Genomic DNA, 24692 nt, shown 5'->3' on the forward strand with positions numbered 1-24692 from the left:
TTATACAACAAAATGGGTGTCATCGAGTGTCAACCCAACGAAATATCAAATTGTAATGTTGTCATTTGTACATGTCACCGAGTGACACGATTCTCGTTGGACAATTCTGACCAATGAGAAGGGACGTGATTTCAAATCGCCCCCTTTTTCGCGAAAAGGCGAAATACTCCTCCACCAATGAAGGCACAAAATTGTGCTGTGTCACTTTTATTCTCGCTTAACTAGATTGCCTAATGTAACGATGTCGTTGGAACTTGATGTCTGATGAAAACAGAGCTGTAGTCCAAGAAAACAAAGTTGTAGATTGGCCGTTGGTATTAAGCTAATGGGCAGAATAGTTCAATGCGATAAATAATTGTATAATTTAGAAGACGGAAGAATCTAATTTGGAGGTTTGTATGATTAAAGATCATTGGTTTACAGTGCAACGGATTGATGATAATACATACGCAATTAGTGAATACGGACATTGGGAGAAAGTACATTCATTTTTATTATTGGGGAATCAAGAAGGGGTATTAATTGATACAGGTCTTGGGATTGATAATATTAAAAGAATAACAGACCAGTTGACAGCCTTACCTCTAAAAGTTATTACGACACATGTCCACACTGACCACATCGGTAACCATGGCGAATTTGAGCGGATCTTTGTCCATAAAGGAGATGAAGACTGGCTAATTAACGGGATTCAAGGCTTAACGATAGAGCAAATCAGGAAGGATATTAGAAGAGATATAACTTTGCCTACACCAGAAACATTTAATCCGGATACATACCAACCCTTTAAAGGAAAGCCGACAGGTTTGTTGAAGGATGGTGATATATTCGATCTAGGGAACAGAAGATTAATTATATATCACACTCCGGGACATTCTCCTGGCCATATTTCAGTTTTCGATGAAACAAAAGGGTATTTATTTACTGGCGACCTGCTTTATGATGAAACGCCAATATATGCTTTTTATCCTTCAACGAACCCTGTCGATTTAGTAAATTCATTAGAAAGGATTGCAAGAATACCCAACGTCAAAATGGTATATGGTTCTCATAATACATTAGGGCTTAATCCAATAATTTTAGATGAAATAAAAATTGCAGTTAAATTTCTCAGGGGAAATGATCTCGTCAAGTTTGGAACTGGGATTCATAAATTCAACGGATTTAGCATTCAGTTCTAATAATCTTGTTAAATTAGGGGCAGATTATTTATAAATATGTTAAAATAAGGGTGAATAAAATCAGAGGTGATTTAATGTTCAATCCGAAGGTCTTCTTCTATTAGTTGTGTCTAAGGCCATGGCTTCAAATGCCAAATCTAACCCGGCACAACGGGGATGAAGATGTTTATACGGGAAGAGATTCAATCCTGGGTAGAAGAGAAACAACGTAGTCTGGAGATCAACAATAAGCCCAAAGATCCAAGAAGAGAGAAGCTTAAGGATTTCCGTAAAGGAATCAAGAGTGTTCATTACAATAAAGAATGTAAAGTAGCAAGAAAAGATGATTATCGTCTGTATAGAACAAAAATGAAACGATTGATGCGTAGCGAGAAATACGAGCTTCTACACAGTTACAAACGAACAAGTGGTTGGATTACTTGGTAAATGAGGTGGCCTTGGATGAACTTATCCTATTGTTGAAGTGACTAGCAGTAGGGCAGTTCATGAGGGGCTGCTTTTTTTTCATTGAAGTAAGGTTAGAACCAATACGTGGTATTATTTAGAAGGAATCGATTCGAGAACAATTGCTGCGACAAGGAGCGTTGTAACATGAAGCTGATCAAAAATTTCGCGTTAGTCGTTGTGAGTCTTATTAGCGATTTGTGGCTTGGGTTAGGAATCAAGCCGGAGGTTTATGATAACCGAAGCAGCGTGAAAACCAAAGCCGGGTATATTTTATTTGTTTTGATGGCGGCATCAATTGCAATAACAACTGTTGCATGGGTAAGTGCTCGGATTTATTAAATCAGTGGGTCTTTACACTAACGGGATAAGTTAGTTTAATAAAACAGCAGCATTTTAGGATTTTATTCTCTTCGGACACTTGATTCATTCAACGTAAAATTGCATTCGATTAGGATACACAAAAAAGCCTAGATGATTAGTCTAGGCTCTTTGTTGTGTCTATGTAGTTGTAGGTTTATTCTTCTGTTTCTTCTGCTATATCGAACAAATCTTCTAAGCCGATACCTAAATAACCACAAATGTTAGCCATCATTGAGGTAGAAAGACGAGAGCTATCACCCCTCTAAATATTAATCAAGTGCCTAGCAATAGGTTCCTTTTCGTTACTATAGACCCATTACCCAAGACATGGTAAACTATTGGTATTATTTGAGAGGTGGGACTATTTTAAATGAACGCGTGTATTAATTGCAATAATTCACTAGAAGATGAAAGTTTATTTTGCAACAAATGCGGAGCTAAACAAAAAGATGATCGGCAGTTTAACGATAATCATGTTGATTCAATCGATAATTCAGTTATTAAAAATAAACGAAAATTATCTAAAAAAATTCTATTTATCACTGCGGCTATCTGTGTATTGTTTATTGTGTCAGTTGTTATCTATTTAAATACTCCTGAACAAAAGGCTAGAGCAACAGTGGACAATTACTTAAATGCCATACAACATGGTGAGTCTGTAAGTAAATTTAAAAATGAATATTTTACTGATTATGTAAATGTGTTGGATTTCAAATATATTAACACTAGAGAACATTTAAGTTATGACGGTAAGCAAACTCTCACCCTTGATGAAGATTGGTACAACAAATATGAGAAACAAAAATTTTCTAGCTTTATGGGCTTTTTGATAGTTAAGGAAGCTGAATATAGAGAAAATACAGATTACACTATTCTAGAGAGCAATAGTGAAAAATTAGTTGTCAGAGACAATAAAGTTGGACATTCATTTTCTTTCTTATACGATATGCAAGTAACAAACACCTCAGGTACTCCTACCTATAAAAGGGTTGTATTTGATGTCGACAACTTCTCTGGTAAATATAAAATTTCTGATATCATAGAAAAGTACTAGTACAGACACACTATAATTACTTTTGCGATCTTATATTAACTGATGCGGATAGTTGCTTTTCCGTTTGTTTATACTATTTATAGAAAATGAAATCGATTTCGAAAATATTAAGATGGATGAATAAGTAAAAGCGCCTGTAATGGGCGTTTTTTTTGGGTTTATTTAAATATCAAACAAATTTCTTCCTTATTATTGGTACATTGTGCTAATATACTAGGTATATAATACTAAAAAGGGGTTGTGTAAGAGTGAAAAAGAAAGTATTAGCTAGTTCATTTGCCTTAGTGTTGATTCTTTCCAGTGCTACAGCATATGCTCATCCGGGTAGAACTGATTCAAATGGTGGGCATTATTGTCGTACTAACTGTGCTAAGTGGGGACTTCAAGACGGGGAATATCACTATCATAATGGTGGAGGATCTTCTTCACGTAGTTCCTCATCTTCGAGTTCAAGTAAATCAACTCCTAAAAAGAGCGCTGCAAAGCCTAAAGCAGCGAAGCCAGCTTATAAAGAATCTGGATTAAGAGTTTATGTAAACGGAAATAAATTAAGTTTTAGTAGTGAGCCATTGATTTATCAGAATACCAATTTGGTTCCACTTCGTGAGATTGCTGAAGGTTTGGGTGCTACCCTGAACTATGATAATAATAGTGGCACAATTGGCGTAACTAAAGGAAATAGTAAAATGACACTTACCATTGGAAGCAAAATAGTGTTTTACAATGGATCATCTGAAACAGTGAGTGCAGCACCTAAAGTAATAAAAGGAGTTACCTATGTTCCTGCTCAGGTTTTTGCTAGGGGATTAGGTGCAGGTATTGAATTAGACAACATTAATAACTCTCTAAAAATAACATATTAAAGCCATGTAAATGAGCTAGAGGAGTTTTTTGATTACCATCAATATACTAATTAAAGTATCACAGGTTTTAGAAAGTCACATAAAATCTGTGATGCTTTTCTGCTTGTATATTTGTAAGTAAAACGATGATTTTATAAGGAGAGTGAGATGCTAATGAGTACTAACGATAAGTTGTTTGAACACCAAGTTAATAGAAACCTCAAAGGAATCGAACTCGAAAAAAAAGGAGAAATTGTGGAAGCTATTTTGCTATATGAAGCGAACGTTTCTGAATGTTTTGAAGGGAATCATCCTTATGATAGGCTGCGTACTATTTATAATAGGCTCAATCGATATAAAGATGTAATACGAGTACTTGAACAAGCAGTATATGTATTTGATGCAAAGGTCAATAAACTAAGGGCTGATAGACTACCGAAACTGACTAAGTTTATTGACCAACTAGAAAAAGCGAAGAATAAGTATAGCTAAATATGTATCTCATGGCATATAGTCAACTCATCAATTTTCAATTATTACGCATACTTAGTCAGGAGAAATCAAAATGGCAGAGAAGAAGAACCAACATTTTGTACCTCGATTTTATTTAAAGTATTTTTCATGCGAAGGTTCAGGGAAGTATCTAGGCATTTATAATATCCCGAACAACAAGAAGATTGCCAGAGGCGGATTACAGGGACAAGCATCGAAAGATTACTTTTATGGAAAGGATCTTGAAATAGAAGATGCTTTGGGGAAAATTGAATCAGAAGCATCAAAGATTTTTAATGCAATGATTATAACTGGAGAAGTTCCGATGCATGAATCAGTGGCTCATTATATTTTGTATGTATTCATATTTTCATTATCTGCTAGAACCGAGCAAGCTGGCGACAGCGTAAATGAAATGGCAGATAAGATGGCAAAAGAAGTTTTAAAACATAATAGAGAAATAAAAAAATATTTAGAAGGAATAAGCTTTGGCTATGACCATCCTACTCTGCTTTCTATTTCAGCAGCAATGCAAACTCTGCCATTAATTGAAGACTTGAAATTTAAGTTTTTGTTTAATGGAACTGACATTCCATTTATAACCTCAGATCATCCTGTTATAAAATATAATCAATTTTGTGAGAAACGCAAAAAATTTGGTGGTCATACTGGATTAGCTACTAAGGGGTTTCAAATCTTTTTCCCAATGTTTCCTGATCTATATATTGTATTGTATGATTCAGATGTTTATCGACTTGGCAATAAGAAAGATGAAGTAATAAATATAGTAAGCAAAAAAGACGTTCAATCATTAAATCTACTTCAATTTATTAACGCTCACAGAAATATTTATTTTAATGAAGGCTTTAAAAACGAATATTTAGAGGACTTGAAAAAACGTGGAAGCAAATTCAGAAAGAAGTTCCTTTCTTCAGTTGTTGAATACAAAAGAGCCGATGGATTGCGGCATGAATCATTACTGCATATGTATTCAAATGATACAAAGATTGGTCTTAATCTATCTTTCATAAAAGAAGTAAAAAAGGCAAAAAAATATGATTTAGGCTCCAAGGTAGTTCATTATCGAGATAAAAGCAAAGTGGAAAGTTTCGAGTCAGAAATAAAGTCTAAAAATTTCAATAAAATTAGCCTTATACGAGGAGATTAAACTATGAATGATAAAAAAATTGTTTCCATTGGTATCGATTATAATCAACGTTTGAAAAACAACAAGGGTAAGGGGTGCGTTCCATGCGAGGTATCAGAAAGATACATATTATTTGATGATTTAGTTCATGAGAATGGAATGGTTTTTGCTCAGGTGAGAACCACAAATGACGATGTAGACAGATTGTTGTGTGGGTTAACAATAAAATATGATGATCTTGTAGCTGCTATAGAGAATATGAAAAGATCGTAAAAGAAAAATAATACAAAGACAGGCGTTTGAATCAAACGAAAATTTCTATATAGTCGTTACTTAAACAAAGAAATTAGAAAGTATTAGTGAGATTCAACTTGTTAAAGGAGAGAAAAATGGAAATTATCACGAAGTATTTGCCTGTAGTTGGAGCCGGTTCCTTAATTGCATTAATCGTTCTATTTTTTAAAGGTATAGCCTTAATTAATTCCTCTCACATCGAAAAGTTACTGTATAAAAGTAACAAAAAATATGTAGCAACAACATTGAGTATTATTCTATATTCCTCAATCTCTACATTTTTATGTGTAAGCATGAGTGTTATCTTTGGTGGAATTAAAACTATAATAGATCTGAAGGCGGTATTAACAATCTCTTTAGTTCTTAGTATTGTAGCCTATTCAATTGTGGCCGTAATTCTTTATCTTATATCTAAGAAGAAAGAAAGGGTATATTATATTAAAGAAAATCTAAATGGCACAGATATTGAGCTTTACTTATTGAAAACTACTGATGAGGGCTATATTTTATTATCTGATCAACCATATATTTATTCTAGCACTGGATTTAAAATATTAAAGAAACAAGAAGACATACTTAATAAGCAGATTTATTCAAAGATCATTTCATAGCAAACAGAGGTGAATACTTTAATATGAGTTCAAACCAGCATCACACAATGACCTACACACTAAACAGCGGTATTAAAGGAACTGTCAATCTATCCACCAAACAAATACAGCACTGGATAGAATCTTATCGTGTAGGCAGTAAATATGTAACCACAGTTGGTAAAGAATACTTTGGATTGAATCCTGAGCTTGTAGCAGATTTTAAGGTACATAATGAATTTTCTGAGCAGAGGGAATATGTAACAGCAATACAGCAACAACCAGCAACAAGTAAGGACAATGAACAGTTAGCAGACGAATACAGCCAACATAAGGTGTTGATTCAGGTAGAGTGTAAGTGTGGAGCTTCCTTTATAGATGAGTCAACATATAGAAGGAACAAGTGGGGATGTAGAGAGTGTGGTGATATTGTGTTTCTGGACAGTAAGAAGGGGATGGTTGATACAGTGAAAGGGAAAGCATGGTATATGACCAATAGGTATTTTGTTGAGAGGTGAATTGGCTTTCCTCAAGATGAAGAAACCCTTGATATGACTGAGTTTAACATAGAATTAAACCGTTGTACGGTGCGTAAAACTATTGGACATTGCGCTCAACTTTGGGGTGTCACTTGGTGTCACTATGGCAGCTTAATACTGAAATGATGTCAGTATTAAATCAGAGGGGACGAAATTTCATCCTCCCTACACGTCTCATCAAAGTTGAGTTCTAAGTTTAACTTAGTGGTGACCAAAATAATTTTGCTCACCAATTTTCTATCCTCTTATCATGTTAGTTGCTTCCATTTTAATACTTAATCAATTTCAGTATTAGGCTACTAAGTTAAGCTTAGAAGGCTCGAAGGTAAAATGGAATTGAGTACCACTATGGTACGGGAGAATATCCGGCCAATATATGAGGAACAAAACTAGGTTAAACCGAGCTACAAGCAAATAGCTGGTCAATCAGTGTTTGAGATTGGACGACGATTGAAGCATGTGAAAGAGAATGACTTGGTGCATGGCGAGTGGGAAAAGTGGCTCTCTAAACACGTTGATTTCAGTAGGATGCAAGCTCATAGATTTATTCAAGTGTACGAACAGTTCGGAAATGTAACGACATCGTTACAAACAAGCAAATTATTTGAAATGCTCTCTCTGCCTGAATCCATTGATCGCCTAGAGTTTGTTGAACAGGAACATACTGTTCCATCAACTGGTGAGCAGAAGACAGTAGAAGAAATGACTGTAAGTGATCTGTGTGTATGATTCAACCTTGAGACAAATTGTCTTAGGGTTCAGGTGTGTAAGCGTGATAGAGTGTGTAATTATGTTCATATTGATAATATCAAAACGACAATTATAACACTTCCACTCCGCGATTCTTGTTACGATTCACGATAGGTGTTTGCTGTGTTTAAAAGTATAGATAAATAAAGCATTTTTCGAATTTTAGTTTTTCGAAATTTAATTAATAAAAACTTAAATATCCCTTGATGCATCAAGCTTTTTTGCCCATTATTTCTCGATACCTACGATTGAAGTCACGATGCAAAGCAATTCTCCATAAATCCCTTTGTTTATCTACATTTTCACTATTTCTTCGATACGGCACGATGTAAATATATTATGGTACAAAGTTGAACCACAATGACTCAAAAAGCTATATAGAATAAGTGTTTATGAATATATAATCAATTTTGACGATTGAGCTTCGATAAGGGTGTCGATAAGGGTCTTCTTATACAGTGTCGCCAAAGTTGGACACCCCCCTATAATGGTTGACACAGCATCAGCCTAATAACATATCGACTTCGATATTTTCTAAGTTGCTCATTGGATTGGACGCTGTGTCCAACTATCCATATGAGTGCTAACCAATTTGGTTAATACCGTCTTGAAATTCAAGATGGTTATTTCTGCATGACCATTGGTCGGGCAGAATGTTGCTAACTCTATGTCATAAAGTATACCTTTTGCAATAGTAGTTTGATGTGTGTCGAAAATATTTATGAAATATGTCAAATAGTGTATAAAATATTTTGAAACGTTTCATATATATTGATATACATTTTGACATAGTTTTGCTATAATATAATCAATGACATAGCAAAGGATGATCCATATGAGTGAGATTAGACACTATGGTTACATAAGGGTATCGACGAAAGATCAGAACGAAGCTAGACAATTGGAAGCAATGCAAGATTTAGGTATCATGGAGCGTGATTATTTCATTGATAAGAAAAGCGGCAAGAATTTTGACAGACCACAATATCAAGCATTGAAGAATGTGCTTAGGAAAGGCGACATTTTGTTCATCAAGGAACTAGACAGACTTGGACGGAATGCAGAAGAAATCAAACGTGAATGGCAAGATATTACGCACGAGATAGGCGCACACATTGTTATTCTTGATATGCCTATCCTTGATACCAGACAATATCATAATGGCTTGGAGAAAGTTATATCCAGTATCGTGCTTGAGTTGCTTTCGTATATGGCTGAACGTGAACGAGAGAAGATTAACGGAAGACAGAATGAAGGCATAGCAGCAGCTAAGAACAATGGCGTTGTGTTTGGTCGTCCTAAACAGGCAATAAGCGATGACTTCATTATGGTATATGAGGAATGGAAACAAGGCAGCATAACAGCAGTGGAAGCCATGAGACGTGTAGAAATGAAGCCTAACACATTTTATCGCAGGGTAAAGGAATATGAGCAACAGAAACAAGTAGGATAAAATAATAATTATGTGTACACTACGTACAGACTCACGCCTAGATGATTTATTCTAGGCTTTTTGTTGTTTAATAACCATATATTGGTGAGCGATTTGAATGAGGGGGGATAGTTTACACCTAAAACGCCTATTAAATTTCCAAATAATGCAGTAGCACTTCCACCTACACACTGAAGTTATTTTATAAGCGAATGATTCAGGCTTCCTAACAATTTGGTAAATACGCAGATGCCTGCGCGTTTCAACTAGGCAAAATCGAAATGCTCTCTTTGATACCAATACGGAAAATTTCCTGCATGGGGGGATGGTTAAAATCATTTGACTATTCACTTTCTACAAATACAGGCTCAGCACATCTACTCCCCGACTCAGCCCAATTTATAGCTCGATACCGTCTCTAATATCATTAAGGTTGCTTGTATGCCATACATCCATTCTAAGCTCTAAATTAGATTAATTTATAAGGGAATACGTACATGACTATTCAATAGAGTAACTTTGTATTGGATGAGTTGTATTATGATTTTTCCAATAAACTATACATCAATATGAGGACGATACTTTTAATCATAAAATCATCGCAAACTATCCCAAAAGGTATCTTAAGTACATATATGAAAAGTATATGATTTTGTACCAAAAGATGGTACAATCAAGATCATTAGAGCATTTTACTACTTGTTTCACAACTACATAATAATTTTAACTATGCATCGTATTGTTAGTCTACGTTGAAAGGGTGGTTTATCGATGAAAATTACACCCACGATTAGAGCAGAATTGGAACAATTTCTACAACAAGAAAACTTAACATTATCGCAATTTGGACAAATTACAGGGATGAATAGGGGAATAATAAGTAGCATTGTAACAGGTAATAAATCTATGTCTATTAACCAGCTCGACCGAATTACCGAGGCTATGGGTTTACCTGAAGGTCACTTTTATGATCTGTTTATAGATAACTATATCATCGACACTCCCCCGAATATGAGACGAATAGAACCATTTTTGTATCGCTGTGCGGAGTTGGATAAGCTGGATGCGATCCGTCGAGTGGTGGGAGCCATCATGGACAATCTTCTCTACTCACCCAAACTATTTGAAATTGCAGAAGGATTGTTGGCACAGGGACGACTAGGAGCGGCATTGATACTCTATGAGGGAGTTGCAGAAGCGGAGAAGTACCAGCACTCGGAACGGTTAGCCATCTGTCAATATCGTATATTTAAAATCCAGATTGGAAATGACCAAGAAAAGAATTTCCAATCAGCACTCCAATTTGAGCCATTTGTCAAACGACTCGACGCTATAGACCAATTAGATGCCCTTATAGATTTGGCTAATGTATACCGGTCATTGCGCAAATGGGAACGCACTAAGGAAGTTGCTAAGGATTTAAGAACTTTAGCCGAAGCTCAATACTCCTTAGAATATTCCCAGAAGAGTGAAGAGCGCAAGCCTCAGAGACCGTTATTTTTTTATATAGCATTCAGTAAATCACTTATTGGTGGCGTTTATTATGAACAAGGGAAATATGAGTTGGCGTTACAAATTGCGTATGAGTCTTGTGATTTGGATTGGGTGAAAGAGACCGACGAAGAAGCATTGCGCTGGAAAAGCTTGTTTCAAGAATGGGGCGAGGCTAACATATGTTTAACTAAACTCATGGCTGGAGATACAGAGGTACTTCCTTTATATATTGATCTTATTTCAACAAACAGAGAGGAATTACTACCGGGTCTGTGGAATATAATGATAGTAGCCAATCGTTATAAATTAAATGTAGATGGTATTCTAAGTCAATTTGAAAGGGAAATATCCAACATACATGATCAAGAAGGAAGACAAACGAATGACAAGCAGAATATTAATGATCAGCTTGTTGGCTTTTTAAGTGAATTGGCTGACTATTATTTGACCAACGGTCAGTACGAAAAGGGAATTAGTTACTTATTAGACTGTATGAGATTATCCACTATAATCAATAATGAGCACTCTATACTTCGTTGCGTGAGAATGTTTGAACGTTGTCGCCAATTTGTCTCAAATGAAGTCAAAGTAGAGTATCGAAATTTAGTGGAAATGGGGTAATGGTATGAAACGCATAATTAAAGGGTTGTTTGCAACTACTTACTTATTGGTGTTGTTAGCGAGCATACAAACAATAAACATTCAAGATTTTAGTATGTTACAGCCAATTTCTAACGGTGGTATCTCAGTTTTTGGTTGGCATATTGGAAGTTAGTACATTTTAAATAGTGTGAAAGCGTTTGTTCAAATGAAGAATATTAAGTCACATTTAAGGGTTGGACGGGATTATCCGTTTAGCCTTTTTTGTGGTAAACAATTGATTTGGAGGTGTGCTGGATGGATATAGGTGAATTAGTGCAGTATTTAAATCGGATGAGTTCCAGCATAAGTGAAATAGGGGATAAAACTAGTTCAGGTTTACAGGACATTGAAATTAGATTGAGCGACTTAGATAGCACTCTTACTGTGACTAATGTTTTGCTTATCGTTCTAATTATTGTTATTGCCCTAAATACATTTCTAAAGTGGAAAAACTTAAAGAATTAGTCATGAGATCATTGAATATGTTCATTCATGAATGCCCCTATAGTTGCCAGAAAGCTGCGACGATCTGGTTAGAGGCATATTCTTATAGATTGAGTATAGGAGCTACTAAAAGACTGCGAGTCTAAAATACAATCCAGTATTATCTCAAGAAATTAGAATGACCAAGCAACCCCTACATAATTGTAAAAACTTCTAATGCCTTTAGAGGGACGTACCATGTAACTTATAACAAGGGATTATAATACTTTTGACATAGTAACCTGTTTATTTCAGTCCATTGGTCACATAATATAAAAAGGAAATAACAGGATAGTAGATGGATTTCCCTAAATCACCCCTTCTGATAAGATTATTTCCATCAAAATTAAAGTGGGCGTGGTAGAATGGGGAGAATATTAGTTCCACCTGACAAACTGATGGAAGTTGCTGATCAGTTCTTACACGGAAAGCATGAAATGGAACGTATGCTGAATTTTTTGAGTGGACGAATTGAGTTTGTCCAACAAGGTTGGTCTGGTGCTACCCGAGAGAGGTTTTTCCAAGATTTTCAGGTTTCTCGACAATCCATGAGTGTGACGCTTGAGCGACTATCAACAGTAGCACAAGAACTTATTTTTATTTCAAAAAACTTTACACAGGTGGACGGGGAGAAAGTCGTATTGGATGTGCCGTGGCTTGGTACCCCTGTTAAAACGGCATCCACAGGTGAAGGTTGGTTACATAAAATCTTTGAACAAATTGGACAAGCTGAGATCACCAAGGCTGAAGCTCAATTGGAAGCTAGCAAACTTCAAGGAGAAATCCTTTGGGATACTGCACAGGGAGCAAAAGGAGCTATTCAGGGGAATTTGACATTGGGGATGCTGCCTGATAAAGAACGAGTTTATGATCATCCCATGGCAGCTAAAGTAGGAGAAATTCTCGGGAATGTAGCTACAACATTGCAAGGGGCTGGTGAGGTAGTAGCTGGATTGGGTGGAGAAGGATTATCAGTTGCTATATCATCTACAGGCGTAGGGAGTATAATCGGAGTACCCGGATTAATTGGATCGGCAGCGTTGGCGTCGCATGGAGCTACAACTGCGGTTAAAAGTGCAAAAGGAGTAGGAGAAAGCTCAGCAGAATTGTGGCAGATGGCGAGAGGAGAAGGTGGAGGCTCATCAAAATCCACTCCATCTTCGGGAGCTAAGGCAGAAAGTGCGACTCCTACTGAAAGTAAGGGGAGAAATCAGGAAGAACTAAAGCAAAGATTGTCGCATGAACGTGAATTGAAAGCAGACAAGAAACCCGAAAATCGTATGGAAACATTAACTCAAGCAGAAAAGAAAATTGCTGAACATAAAATGCAGATGGAAAAACTAATCGACAGTGATGGGAACTTTAATCTTAGTAATGGAGTAATAGAAAATGGAAAAATAAGCGAACACCAACTACAATCTTGGGTTCCATCAGGAGCAAGTAATAATTTTAGACCTGATCCTGGTATTATTGAGAGTGGTTATAAGTATAATTTTAATTATAATGGGACAAAGGTTGAAATAAAATGGCATTCACCACAGCTTAACCTGAGCAGCAAGCTTTCTCCATCTGAGCTTGCTACAAGCAATTCCTATAACGGATGGAGCGCACAAATTAAAATAGGAAGAAAGTATTTGGGTACGGATGGGAATTTGTATAGAAATAATCAGCAAAATATTACCCATATACCAGTTGATCTTGGGAGGTAAACAATGAATTTGAATGAAATTAAACAGTTGCCTGATATTATGTCAAAAGAACAGTTAGAGTCCTATATTATTCAATATTTAGACTCCATTGAAAATTTAGAGAAGATGAATGTTTTTGAAACGTTGGAATGTTTTTCGGAATTTGCCGACAGGAAGACTTATACTTACGAATTGCTAAGTGATTCGTTGAGAAAAAGATTAGACAGCTTTGTCCAGAAATTATGGGATGATACATCTTCAGAGTTAGTAGATATATATTCTTCAGTTGTTGTCAATCTGAACTTAAAAAGTAGCTATAACTTGATGGAAGAATCTTTAAACAAAGATTTGGATGAAGATGTAAGGGAAATCATCGAGGAAACTGTAAATGAAATTGGTGAAGATATAGAGGTTCCATTTAAAATGAACTAAATTTATGAGTTCAGAGCTAGATATACATGGCCTCAGACGACGTTAATTTGCCTCAAGCTTGCTCCTTAAACATAGGGAGTGAGCTTTTTTATAGTTGTCCAATCTAAATATAGGGGGATGGTATTTGCATACACCTAGCTTCAACGAAGGTGTGTCAAAATTAACTCACCGTACTCCATAATCCACCATCACAAATCGGTGGGCTTGGATAGGCTCAACAAGCACGCGGAACAATGTTACATTTGAAGTTTTCCTGAGAACTTGGTGAAAACGAATGTGACAACCAATTGCTCGTCAAAATGACGATAATAAATTTTTTTCTTCCTATTATATCTATGATATCTGTCAGCTTCATTTTAATATGATATATCGAATCATCGCGATTAAAGTTTTAAATAATCTTAGTTTTAATCAAATCCAACTATATATTTAGAATGTAAAAAAAAATTGACTAATCGATTAGTCATCTGTTATATTGTATTTAAAAGAAATGACTAATCGATTAGTCAGAGGAGGGTTGGAATTGATTGGACTTGAACACATAGTCAAAGTTTACAATGGTACATATAAAAAGCTAGCTGAGAAGCTAGGGATATCTTCTCCAACAATTATGGGATGGTTGAGCAAAAAAAGGCCAATTCCTAAGTCGAAATTGGAGGCACTTTCGAAAATGTTTGGAATTGATGAGGAGTATTTTCATAAAGAATTAAATGAAGTGGAGAAAGTCCAGATTGAATTAGAATATTTAAATCGACTCTCTAAAAAAAACTCAATGCTTATTCCAGATGTTGTTCAAGATGATGAAGGCATTCAACATGAGATAATGGTGATGTTCGATCCACATGAACATGAAATCCGAGCAAAGCATGAAGAACTAGCACTACAGAAACTACTCTTGAGACTTAAAGGTATTCTTTATAATGAGTCGTTTTTAAGTGATTTTTCTCTGGATCATCATTTTAATTTACTGAAAGAAGTGTGTAACTTTCTTGAGGAAGATAACTATTTTCAAGTTACTGACAGAGGTATAGAAATTGAAGGGAATTCAAGTCAAGTCACTGCTATTCAAACACTAGTATATATTCTCAATAACGAGAATAAACTGGCATTTGGACATAGAGAAGACAACGCTTTTACTCTAGAATTAGAGGCATTACTCCATAAATATAAGTTACTTTCCCCAAATCATGTCTTGGGAATTAAGGAAGATCCATTCTTTAAAGATGTCGATCATTAGTGAGAAAATAAGACATTATGCGATTGTTCTTTGAAAATCAAACATATTTTTAAATTTTACAAATTAACGAAGGGAGTAGTATGTACTTTTGGAAGATAAATTTAAAATAATGCTAGATGAGCATACATATACATGTAAACCCACAGATGCTGGCGGAATTGTTAATCGTATAGTGAAGAACCCAGCAGATCTTACTATCGAGGAACTAATTCTAGCAATAGAACAAGGAAAGACCGTATTACCAGCTTATTTAGCGAGTACGTATAACGGAAGGATTAGAAAGTCTAAAGAATGTTGGAGTAGCCAACAACTGATTTTCCTAGATTTTGATAACGAAAGCGAAGTGTTTGATCCTTTACCGGGGAAACCGAAGAATAAAAAGAAGATAAAGGATATTCGCATGACGTATGAAGAAGCGATTGATCACTTTAAAAATTTTGCTTTATTCTTGTACAAATCGTTTAGCTATACAGATGATCACCCTAAGTTCAGAGTCGTTATTGCGCTGGACAGGGTAGTTTACAACAGAGATATGATTAGGAATATATTCACGAGATTTAAACAGTTGTATCAATACATAGATAGTAAGTGTTTAGAAGAAAGTAGGTTATTTTATGGTGGGACAGACGTACATAGGTTTGACTTCAGTAATAGGTTAAATGTGGATGAACTTCTTCAACAAGATGAGGGCAAGAAGGGGTTACATTATATCTTATCTAATAGTAATAATATTCCCCCCTTTTGCCTACCAAGTATCCAAGGTAAATCAACGACACAGACTACAACTAATAATATCGAATACATAATCAATCGTGACGTTAGCTACTTACAATCAGTCATTAATCCTGTTGCAATTTCATTATCACAGTATGATTTATATGAGTATCTCTATAAAATAGACTTCTCAATTTTACTAGGAGTCAACCATAAACACTGCTGTATGTACCATAATGACAACAATCCTTCAGCCTTAATTAAGGTTAAAGAAGACACTGGGGATTATATGTATCATTGTTTTGGATGTGGGTTCTCAGGCAATATCATTACATGTATCGAAAAAATGTTTGAAGATAGGCAAATAGAGATCAGGCGTGGGCAGGTTGTAGAACTACTTAAAGAAATCTATATGATTGATGATCAGCTTTCTGTATGGGGAGAGCAGCAAAAACGAGAACTCGAATCCAATATAGCACTGTTGTTAAGCCGAGAATTAGAAGAACTGGAACCAAATCTACATAAACTGATTGTGAGGAATGTCCCCAATCTGGTGGCACTACATAATGTAGCGATACAAAATATTGCAAGTGAAAACTACACAGATAATAAAGGAAACGTTCTTTTCTTTAAGGATTTAAAAAGTATCACGGCAGCTTTAGGTAAAAGTTCTGTTGATAAAGTGACTAAGGACATCAATTTTTATACATATTTAGGAATGTTGAATAAGATCAATCCAAAAGAGCTACCTAAGAGTTTGAGGAAGAAAGCAGTTGAATTCCAGTTAAAGAATCATTATAAGTATCAGAAAAACTTTTATTCGTTCCCTTCTTATACTATCAGTGTGCGGAGATCTGCTGAGCAGAGAGCTGTGGAATGGAAAGAGAAGGGATACACAAAAAAGGAATTAACGCGAGAGATGATTTACAGAGGTCATGGAGAAGAAGTAGCAGATACAGTTTATCCTCAGATGAAGGGTGAAAAATTCTCTGAAACCAATGTAGCTGTAGCAGATGAATTAGTTAAGATTGGCTTATCGCTTATTGAACAAAAGGGCTGGACGACAGAAAAAGAAATCCAAGAGAATTTACATTTACATTGGAAAGGACAGTCTATATACAAAGCTGGGATGATAAAAACCATTCGGGCTGAATTTCTGGAGTCTTACGGATTGGTCAAGAAAAAGCTGAATAAAGAGTTATCCGAGAGACTAGGTATTGACGTTCCGACGAATGGTAAAGGGAATCCTTGTTATCCTCAGATTATCTATAAAGCGGATTAGTTATGGGCTGAGAAGGTAAAATAAAAAATCCTTCTCAGAGCCTTTCTTTAGTGCATCCTTTTCTCTGAATATTCTATCATGAAATTAAGATATTTCATCATAGACAAGGTATTTGTATGGGTAAGGACAACACCCATCATTTATAAATAAATCTATCGGGATTAGAGCGTCAGAATGGATATGAAAGGGGTGATGCGCTTGATCTAGTGCTGGATTGTTTTCACTATGATGTAAGCCAGAATTATATATAATACATATAAGAAGGAGCAGCAATTAAATGAATAGTACAATAAATATCTCTGTAAAAATGCAGGTCGATGCAGGTGTAATGTATGAAAGATTCTTGAAAATTATCGAAAGAACAGAAGACATTATGCAAAAGGTAGACTTTTCTATTAATGAGGAATTGCAAATGCTACGCAACAAAGGGAAACAAGTAGCAGAAAGCATGACAGTTCAATTAAAGAAGATGATTAAAGGATCAATTAATTTAAATTTAACTCTAAGCGATTTGGCGAGTTTTACAGAAGTTTTTGATAAATATATTGATCAACAAGAAAAGCTCATAGATGATTACTTAGATTTAATGCATAAATTTTGTAGAAAATAATTCGATAATCTAGGAAGTACTAGCAAGTAATTAATACATATACGAGGAGAATAACAATGAATATTTCAATTTAAAAGCACTGGACAAGGAACAACTGGTAGAACTATATAACGATACTTCAAAAATTATTTTTGCCGACAGCAAACAATCCACAAAGAAGTTTATTGAAGACAGTCAAAACGAGTGGAAAGAAGTGGGACAAGAATATAAACAACCCAGACAGTTGCTCAATATCAGCCTGAGAAAACTTAGTGGACTGCTAGGATGCTCTGAATCTAAACTGCGTAAATGGGAGAACGGTCAACCTGTGCAAGCTGTTGATATGCTTCAACACTCCTATGACATGGCTCTAGAACTCGAAATGATTAAAAAAGATAAGAAAAATTTTAGAAAAGAGATTCAAGATGAAACAACTCTTTCTAATAAAGAAGTACGTGCATTCTACGATATTCTTTGGAGTTGGATTTGTGTAGAAGATAGCACATATGATCTTTATACGTTTATTCAATTTGACATGGATGGAAAAGATGATCCATACTCTTTACTCGACAATCAAGAAAATGCTACTCTATTTGCCAAACTGCTTGATGATCATTTGGAAGAATATGAATGTCTAGATTTTTATAAAGAAGGTTTTAAAAAATTGAAAAAAGGAGTAGAGAAAGAAGAGAAAAGATTAGAATTGAAAGGGATTATTTAGAGGATAATTAGGCTATGAAGGGAGGTGATGCGCTTGATTGATTAGCATATTAGATACAACGATCTATAGTATCCTTTACATATTCCTTTCTTATGTAAAGTTGATTGGATTGTAGCCGACTTCTTGTACCTGTTTTATATTCTTTAATGAGGTGGTTATTATGGAAGGTAAAAAATTTGTTCTTATGCTTTTACTTTTTTGCTTGTTCGGTATTATAGGACTAATCGCTTTAATGTATGGATTCCTCTGGTTAGTTTTCAACGGATAGTTTATAAAATTGGCATTTTACAATCAGTTGTTGTGTTTAAAGAGTGACCAGCAGAGTGAGCATGAACATAGAGTGGCTTCACACAGGCGTAAATGTTGTTTTAGGGTGTATATGATTTCGATTAGCACAAGAGGGAAGACTATAAATTTGGAAGCTAAGAAGACAAGCTAGAGTCTATACAAAAGAAGTTGAGAAATAGCACGGCAAGATTTATGAAGCAGTTAAACAAGGAATGGAATAGGACAAATTAAAACATACATAGGAGTATTTTGAGGTGAGCGTGATGACTAAAACGATGGAAAGTGGAAGAGTTATGATTGGTGTGACGGATATTATGCGTAAGATGGGAATCGGGCGAGATAAGGCGTATGAGTTAATTAAATCCAAGCAGTTTTACACCATAAAATTAGGAACCAGATATCTGGTGCATGAAGATGTGTTTGAAGACTGGATGAAAGGTCGGTTATAGCTGATTACAAGTAGGTTAAGGGAGGCTTTCATGTGGTATGATTACTTTTAGTCACATGCTTGACCTCCTTTCTTATTGTCACAAGAAGGGAGTTTTAAATGGCAGAACCTTTTGTTAATGAGAAGACAAAAAAATGGGATTTTGTTTTTGGTTATTACGATGAAACTGGGAAGAGGCGGCAAATCCGCAGAAAAGGCTTTAAGACAAAACGCGAAGCAAATGATAAGATGATTGAGCTTCAGAATGATGTGAAGAATAAAGAATATATCAGGAAAGATAACATTACACTCAATGAGTTTATGGATTACTGGCTGGATAACATCCGGGTTCATGAATGTGGCGAAACAACGCTTTACAATAACAAGTTGTATTTCAAAAATCATATTAAGCCTAAATTCGGAAAAGTAAAGTTGCAAAATTTTGATTTATTGAAATGTCAAAATTTCGTGAATGAGTTGCACAAGAAGAATTTTGCGAGGAATACAATAGATCGCATTACAACGATGGTCAAAAAAGTATTTGATAAGGCGATTGAATATGGCTTCATCAAAGAAAATCCCATGCGAAAAGTGACACTTCCCAAGCGAGTAAAAAAAGAAATGTCTATTTGGACGTTGGAACAAGTGAATCATTTTCTCCAATGTACCAAAGAAGATCGTTATCATTGTGTTTATGGACTCGCTTTATTAGCAGGAATGAGGCAAGGGGAGATTTTAGGGTTAAGATGGAAGGATATTGATTTTGAATCAAAGACAATTACCATCAGACAAACGCTTGCCCATTATGGAACTCGGATCAAATCTGGAGCTAAAACTACCGCTGGGGAACGTAAAATATCTATACCTAATCAACTGATTGCGATTCTTGAAGAACAGCGTAGGCTACATGAAGCTTACAAAGTAAAGTGGAAAAGAGAGTTTGGAGACGGTTTTATCGATATGGATATTGTTATTTTCAATTTAAAAAATGGTAAAACAGTGTTCCCTGCTAATTTGTCCAAGGCTTATAAAAAGGATGTTATAAGTGCCAAGCTTCCGCATATCCGTTTCCATGATATGAGACATACCCATGCGACGATGCTGTTAGAAAAGAAAATGAATGTCAAAGTGATTTCAGAGAGATTAGGTCACAGTAAGATATCTGTCACGCTGGATACGTACAGTCATGTACTTCCTAGTATGCAACAAGAGGTAGCCGATGAGCTTGAGCAGATGATCATGTTGTGATTTTTGTGACCTTTTTGTGACCTCAAATGAGTTGTTGCTTAAAAACTGTTGATATACAAAGCTTTACTGATAGTTTACATCATGTGTGGTGCGCTGGATGTCGGATTGCTCAATGAACGGCTGGCGGATCGGAAAATTCTGGCCGCACGAGCTGTAGGGGTAAAAACACTAAAGGAACTGTTGGAAGCACCAATGGAGTCAGTGACGACGGAAGCTGAGCAACTTGGAATTAAGCCAGGGATGCCAGGCTATGAAGCATTATTGAAACTGGTGTAAGAAGCCTAGTAATAGTTGTTGGATAAAAGCAAAAAAGAAAAAGTTAAAAAACCGGGCGCTATGGTCATACCCCTGTCAAGTAGACAGAACTAAAAAGACATCTTTAAGCAGCAACCGTTTCTCGGTATTCAATCGGGGAACGGTTGTTTAATTTTTTCTGAAATCTATTTTCATTATAAAAAGAAATGTACTCCCGTACGTGTTGTTCTACCTCCGCTAGGGTTCCGGGTTTCGTTAAATAAATCTTCTCTGTTTTAAGATGGGAGAAGAAGGATTCTATACAGGCATTGTCTAGGCAATTTCCACGCCTTGAATGGCTCCCAAGCATGCCAAGCCGCTTAAGTTTGCGGTTAAACGGCTTGGAGGTATACTGAAAACCCTGGTCTGAATGGAGAATGACACCCTCCATGTTCACGTTCTTACTTAGAACGTCTAGCGTCTCGCTAACTAGAGCAAGGTCATTTCGTTCCGAAAGACGCCAAGCCACGATTTCATTGTTAAACAGATCTTGAATGACAGAGAGATATACAAACCGCTCTCCAGCTCGTATGTATGTAATATCGGTAACCAGCTTGGATAAAGGAGAATCTGCCTGAAATTGTCGATCTAATCGGTTGGCATTTACCACAGATGCCTGTTTGCCAAAAAAGCGCCGCTTCTTTCGAATGACGGAACGGATCCCTAATTTCTTCATTAGGCGGTACACCTTTTTGTGATTGACCAAGATACCTTCTCTACGTAAAGCAACGGTCATCCGCAGATAACCAAAATAGGGATGGATCCGGTGGATCGACAACATATGCGATTCCAGAAGCTCTTCTTCTTGCTTACGCTGCTGGGTTGTTTGCTGATTCTTTCTCCATTTATAATATCCTGCCCGAGAAACATGGGCTAATTCAAGTAACCATTTCAACGAATATCGTGTTCGCATTCCCTCAATAATTTCAAACCTCGCTTCTTTCCTCGTCACTCCTTGTGTAGATTTGGATACTGCTTTTTTAAATATTCAATCTCCGCCCGTAGATACGCCATCTCCTCTTCCATACTGGAAAATTTCGTTTTGGGTCGTCCCTGCCTTGTGGTCGTTGGCTGGAGGTTCTCCCCCGCTCGATGTTTCATCACCCAGCTTTGCACTTGGGATTTATTACGAATGTCCAATTGTTTCGTCACTTCACGAATACTCATATGTTCTTCGTTCACCAACCGGACTGCCTCCATCTTTACATCTAAGGAGTATTGCCGGAATGATTGTCCCTTTTTAGCCATGAAAAATCCCCTCCGTTCAACAAGATTAAGTCCATCTTAACAGATGTCTTTTCTCTCTTGTCTACTAGAAGGGGATAATACCACTACGGCTCCGGTTTTTTCTGTGAAATTTTTCATTCTATCGAGTGGAACTATTTGAATTATATACCAACTAAATAACCTGCAAGAACAATTAATCGGCAAACAAAGCGGTGAGGTTCTCGCTAAAAGGAGCTTGAACAATTCCTTTTTCGGTAATGATGGCGGTAATGTACTCATGAGGTGTAACGTCAAAAGCCGGGTTGTAGACTTTGATGCCTTCTGGGGCAGTTCTTTTACCAAAGCTCTCGGTAACTTCTTCTGCAGAACGTTCCTCAATCGGAATATCTGCGCCTGTTGCGGTCTGCAAATCAATGGTTGATAACGGCGAAGCAACGTAAAAAGGTATACCATGCGCTTTCGCCAGCACTGCCAGGCTATAGGTGCCGATTTTATTGGCCACATCCCCATTAGCAGCGACTCTGTCTGTGCCGACAATGACCGCCTGCACCCATCCTTTGGACATCACCATGCCTGCCATATTGTCACAGAGCAAGGTTACATCTATGCCTGCCTGCTGAAGCTCAAAGGCGGTCAGACGCGCACCCTGTAATACGGGGCGAGTTTCGTCAGCAAATACTTTTAGGTGGATACCGTTCTCCTGAGCTAAATACATAGGCGCGAGCGCTGTTCCGTATTTGGCTGTTGCCAAGCCGCCTGCATTGCAATGAGTGAGTACGCCCATCCCGTCCTCGAACAGAGGTAATGCATGGATACCGATTTGGCGACAAACTTCTTCATCCTCCGCCTGAATGGCTATAGCTTCACGCTCCAGCCCTGCATTCCAGTCTTCGATCTGACTTACCTCAGCCTCTGTGACAAGTTCGCCGGCTCGCTTCTTCATGCGGTCCAGAGCCCAGAACAGATTTACGGCAGTCGGCCGTGAGGTAGCCAAATGTCCGCACACCGCGTGTACATGCTCCAGCCATCCAGCAGCGTCGTTGCCGCGATAGGAGATAGCGCCCAGCACAACACCGTAGGCTGCAGCCATCCCGATGGCGGGGGCGCCCCGTACCTTCATGGCATGAATGCCCTCCCATACTTCCTCGGTCGTGAATAAATCCAGCATGACTATCGTTTCGGGCAGTAGACGCTGATCCAGCATGGACAAGTGGTTACCCTTCCACACCAGCGAAGATAGAGGCTGTCCGGTCGCAGATGCTTCTCGGGAGGATGCGGGCGTCCATTCTTTATTTTCACTCATATTCGTGATGTTCCTTTAGTTTGGATCGCTGTTGCTGTCCGAACAATATCCTCCAACTCCCGAATCGAATGAAGCTTGCGATTGCAGAGAACCAAGGCTTTTCCGATTGCTAACGCGAGACGTTCCGCAGCTTCCTTGATATCAGGATCGGCAATGGTATCGATATCCGCCACATGCGACAGGCTGATGATCCGGCGGATCACTTTGCACCCTGCAAAACCAATCGTATCTTGCAGCACTTTCTGGAGATACAAGTCCTGATATCCGGGGGTACGTGCCAAATGATCGGTGACGTGCTTGTCCCACAGGGTACGGAACCTGCTCTCAAACTGTTCCCATACTTGAATGGCAGTCTCCAGGAGCCAGTCACGTCGTTCTTTAAGGGCCTTCTCGCCAGAAGTCCATCCGGGCTGTGCTGCGTAGTTCAACAGCAGATTGGCGATGACTGCTCCGATATCAAACCCCATGGGTCCGTAGAAGGCAAATTCAGGATCAATGACTTTAGTCGATTCAGCCGTTACAAAAATACTGCCTGTATGGAGGTCGCCGTGTAGCAGTGCTTCTGTTCGTGTCATAAACCTTTCTCGCAGTAAAGCTACTTCCAGGTGAAGCACCTGATCTGTACGGAGTGCCTCTGCTTCGTCTTCAATGTACACACCATAGTTGTTATTATCTGAAAACCGGTAGGGCTCATCCAAAATCAGATCCTCAGTTATTTTACAAAGTTCAGGATTAATAAAGCGTTTAACCAGCTCTTTTTTATCCTGCTGATTCATGCCTAAATCTGAGGTGAAAAAGAGCGTGCGTGCCAGAAACTCCCCAATATGATTAGCAAAAAGGGGATATCTGTTGCCTTCTATTAGTCCCTTGCGCATGATTGTGTGTGAGCTAAGATCCTCCATCACGGTTAGCGCAAGCTCATCGTCATAGCCCAGTACCGCAGGAACCAATTCGGGGCAAAGCTGGTGTTCCTGCTGAAGTGCCTCACGTTCAATACGGGCACGATCCAGGGACAACGGCCAGGATTCACCTACAATTTTTACATAGGGAAGTGCCTGCTTGGCAATGATACTCTTGTTAGATTTGGAATCTGTAATATGAAAAACCAGATTTAAGTTGCCATCACCGATTTCTCGGCATTCCAGCTGGGCTTCCTGACTGAAAAATCCGGGGATGTTTTTCACGAATTCGATTGCATCTTCGGTCGTTAAGGGATGATATTTGGACAATGAGGTCACCTCCGTAAATTGTGCACATGTAAATGGTGGAAAAATATCACAATATTAAACCAAGTATTTTGATAGGATAGAGAAAGTATAACGAAAATCACTGAATTTTTGTATATTTTTTTTATGATGGATTGGAAGAGAGAGAACTCTTCTTTTTGTTTCGTCTCTGTATAGAAAGGGTAAATATGAAACAGACGTCCGGCAGGTGATACTCAAATGCCCGCTGGCGTCTTATCGTCAGCAGTGACGGTGATGGATACGTAAAC

At 37.3% G+C, this 24692-nt stretch carries 25 protein-coding genes and 1 pseudogene; 23 read left to right on the plus strand and 3 right to left on the minus strand.

Going from position 1 to position 24692, the window contains the following annotated elements; genetic code table 11:
- Positions 1-398: 398 nt before the first annotated feature.
- The 23 genes and pseudogenes from EGM68_RS08135 to EGM68_RS08250 form a co-directional block, all read left to right on the plus strand.
- The gene (locus tag EGM68_RS08135; protein WP_165263996.1) at positions 399-1181 is read left to right on the plus strand and encodes an MBL fold metallo-hydrolase; all 783 of its coding nucleotides are present in this window, start codon (positions 399-401) and stop codon (positions 1179-1181) included.
- Between the two features lie 162 nt (positions 1182-1343).
- Positions 1344-1607: a hypothetical protein gene (locus tag EGM68_RS08140; RefSeq protein ID WP_240664138.1), complete on the plus strand. Its 264-nt coding sequence runs from the start codon at positions 1344-1346 to the stop codon at positions 1605-1607.
- Between the two features lie 165 nt (positions 1608-1772).
- Complete coding sequence (locus EGM68_RS08145) at positions 1773-1967, plus strand: hypothetical protein (protein ID WP_129548977.1); 195 nt, start codon at positions 1773-1775, stop codon at positions 1965-1967.
- 391 nt (positions 1968-2358) lie between these two features.
- The gene (locus EGM68_RS08155; protein ID WP_129548978.1) at positions 2359-3042 is read left to right on the plus strand and encodes a zinc ribbon domain-containing protein; all 684 of its coding nucleotides are present in this window, start codon (positions 2359-2361) and stop codon (positions 3040-3042) included.
- Between the two features lie 248 nt (positions 3043-3290).
- Positions 3291-3905, plus strand: coding sequence for a copper amine oxidase N-terminal domain-containing protein (locus EGM68_RS08160; protein WP_129548979.1), 615 nt, complete (start codon positions 3291-3293; stop codon positions 3903-3905).
- Positions 3906-4058: 153 nt separating this feature from the next.
- The gene (locus tag EGM68_RS08165) at positions 4059-4376 is read left to right on the plus strand and encodes a hypothetical protein (RefSeq protein WP_126665702.1); all 318 of its coding nucleotides are present in this window, start codon (positions 4059-4061) and stop codon (positions 4374-4376) included.
- A gap of 73 nt (positions 4377-4449) precedes the next feature.
- The gene (locus tag EGM68_RS08170; protein ID WP_129548980.1) at positions 4450-5544 is read left to right on the plus strand and encodes a DUF4238 domain-containing protein; all 1095 of its coding nucleotides are present in this window, start codon (positions 4450-4452) and stop codon (positions 5542-5544) included.
- A 3-nt stretch (positions 5545-5547) separates the two neighbouring features.
- Positions 5548-5796, plus strand: a complete 249-nt coding sequence (locus EGM68_RS08175) for a hypothetical protein (RefSeq protein ID WP_126665700.1) — start codon at positions 5548-5550, stop codon at positions 5794-5796.
- Between the two features lie 116 nt (positions 5797-5912).
- Entirely contained in the window at positions 5913-6428 is a 516-nt protein-coding gene (locus EGM68_RS08180; RefSeq protein WP_126665699.1) for a hypothetical protein, read from the plus strand.
- Positions 6429-6451: 23 nt separating this feature from the next.
- Complete coding sequence (locus EGM68_RS08185) at positions 6452-6925, plus strand: hypothetical protein (RefSeq protein ID WP_129548981.1); 474 nt, start codon at positions 6452-6454, stop codon at positions 6923-6925.
- Between the two features lie 435 nt (positions 6926-7360).
- Positions 7361-7675 (plus strand): DUF3102 domain-containing protein, encoded by a 315-nt coding sequence (locus EGM68_RS08190; protein WP_129548982.1) that lies wholly within the window; start codon positions 7361-7363, stop codon positions 7673-7675.
- Between the two features lie 856 nt (positions 7676-8531).
- Complete coding sequence (locus EGM68_RS08195; protein WP_129548983.1) at positions 8532-9149, plus strand: recombinase family protein; 618 nt, start codon at positions 8532-8534, stop codon at positions 9147-9149.
- 750 nt (positions 9150-9899) lie between these two features.
- Positions 9900-11243 (plus strand): helix-turn-helix domain-containing protein, encoded by a 1344-nt coding sequence (locus EGM68_RS08200; protein WP_129548984.1) that lies wholly within the window; start codon positions 9900-9902, stop codon positions 11241-11243.
- Between the two features lie 276 nt (positions 11244-11519).
- On the plus strand, positions 11520-11729 hold the full coding sequence (locus EGM68_RS08205; RefSeq protein WP_129548985.1) for a hypothetical protein: 210 nt from the start codon (positions 11520-11522) through the stop codon (positions 11727-11729).
- A gap of 383 nt (positions 11730-12112) precedes the next feature.
- Positions 12113-13456, plus strand: a complete 1344-nt coding sequence (locus EGM68_RS08210; protein WP_240664140.1) for a WXG100 family type VII secretion target — start codon at positions 12113-12115, stop codon at positions 13454-13456.
- Positions 13457-13459: 3 nt separating this feature from the next.
- On the plus strand, positions 13460-13867 hold the full coding sequence (locus tag EGM68_RS08215; protein WP_129548986.1) for a hypothetical protein: 408 nt from the start codon (positions 13460-13462) through the stop codon (positions 13865-13867).
- Positions 13868-14390: 523 nt separating this feature from the next.
- The gene (locus EGM68_RS08220; RefSeq protein ID WP_165263998.1) at positions 14391-15104 is read left to right on the plus strand and encodes a helix-turn-helix domain-containing protein; all 714 of its coding nucleotides are present in this window, start codon (positions 14391-14393) and stop codon (positions 15102-15104) included.
- An 88-nt stretch (positions 15105-15192) separates the two neighbouring features.
- The gene (locus EGM68_RS08225; protein WP_063213742.1) at positions 15193-17100 is read left to right on the plus strand and encodes a CHC2 zinc finger domain-containing protein; all 1908 of its coding nucleotides are present in this window, start codon (positions 15193-15195) and stop codon (positions 17098-17100) included.
- A 277-nt stretch (positions 17101-17377) separates the two neighbouring features.
- Positions 17378-17710, plus strand: a complete 333-nt coding sequence (locus tag EGM68_RS08230; RefSeq protein ID WP_129548988.1) for a hypothetical protein — start codon at positions 17378-17380, stop codon at positions 17708-17710.
- 193 nt (positions 17711-17903) lie between these two features.
- Positions 17904-18410 carry a helix-turn-helix domain-containing protein gene (locus EGM68_RS08235; RefSeq protein WP_129548989.1) on the plus strand — a complete coding sequence of 169 codons (507 nt, stop codon included), beginning with the start codon at positions 17904-17906 and terminating at the stop codon, positions 18408-18410.
- 551 nt (positions 18411-18961) lie between these two features.
- Positions 18962-19147, plus strand: a complete 186-nt coding sequence (locus EGM68_RS08240; RefSeq protein WP_013309546.1) for a helix-turn-helix domain-containing protein — start codon at positions 18962-18964, stop codon at positions 19145-19147.
- 98 nt (positions 19148-19245) lie between these two features.
- Positions 19246-20373 carry a site-specific integrase gene (locus EGM68_RS08245; protein WP_129548990.1) on the plus strand — a complete coding sequence of 376 codons (1128 nt, stop codon included), beginning with the start codon at positions 19246-19248 and terminating at the stop codon, positions 20371-20373.
- Between the two features lie 75 nt (positions 20374-20448).
- Positions 20449-20649: pseudogene (locus EGM68_RS08250) on the plus strand (YunC family protein); the annotation flags it as partial.
- 103 nt (positions 20650-20752) lie between these two features.
- On the opposite strand, the gene EGM68_RS08255 reads toward EGM68_RS08250, so the two are convergent.
- The 3 genes from EGM68_RS08255 to mtnK all read right to left on the minus strand — a co-directional run bounded on the left by EGM68_RS08255 (position 20753) and on the right by mtnK (position 24426).
- Positions 20753-21915 (minus strand): IS3 family transposase gene (locus EGM68_RS08255; protein ID WP_431191750.1). Its coding sequence is split into 2 segments (ribosomal slippage): positions 20753-21651 and positions 21651-21915, totalling 1164 coding nucleotides; the frame shifts between segments, so codons are not numbered across the junction.
- A gap of 172 nt (positions 21916-22087) precedes the next feature.
- Positions 22088-23197 (minus strand): S-methyl-5-thioribose-1-phosphate isomerase, encoded by a 1110-nt coding sequence (gene mtnA, locus EGM68_RS08260; protein ID WP_129548991.1) that lies wholly within the window; start codon positions 23195-23197, stop codon positions 22088-22090.
- Positions 23194-24426, minus strand: coding sequence for an S-methyl-5-thioribose kinase (gene mtnK / locus EGM68_RS08265; protein ID WP_129548992.1), 1233 nt, complete (start codon positions 24424-24426; stop codon positions 23194-23196). The genes mtnA and mtnK overlap by 4 nt, the downstream gene beginning before the upstream one ends.
- Between the last annotated feature and the right edge of the window lie 266 nt (positions 24427-24692).

The organism is Paenibacillus sp. M-152 (assembly GCF_003856555.1).
GTDB lineage: Bacteria > Bacillota > Bacilli > Paenibacillales > Paenibacillaceae > Paenibacillus > Paenibacillus polymyxa_C.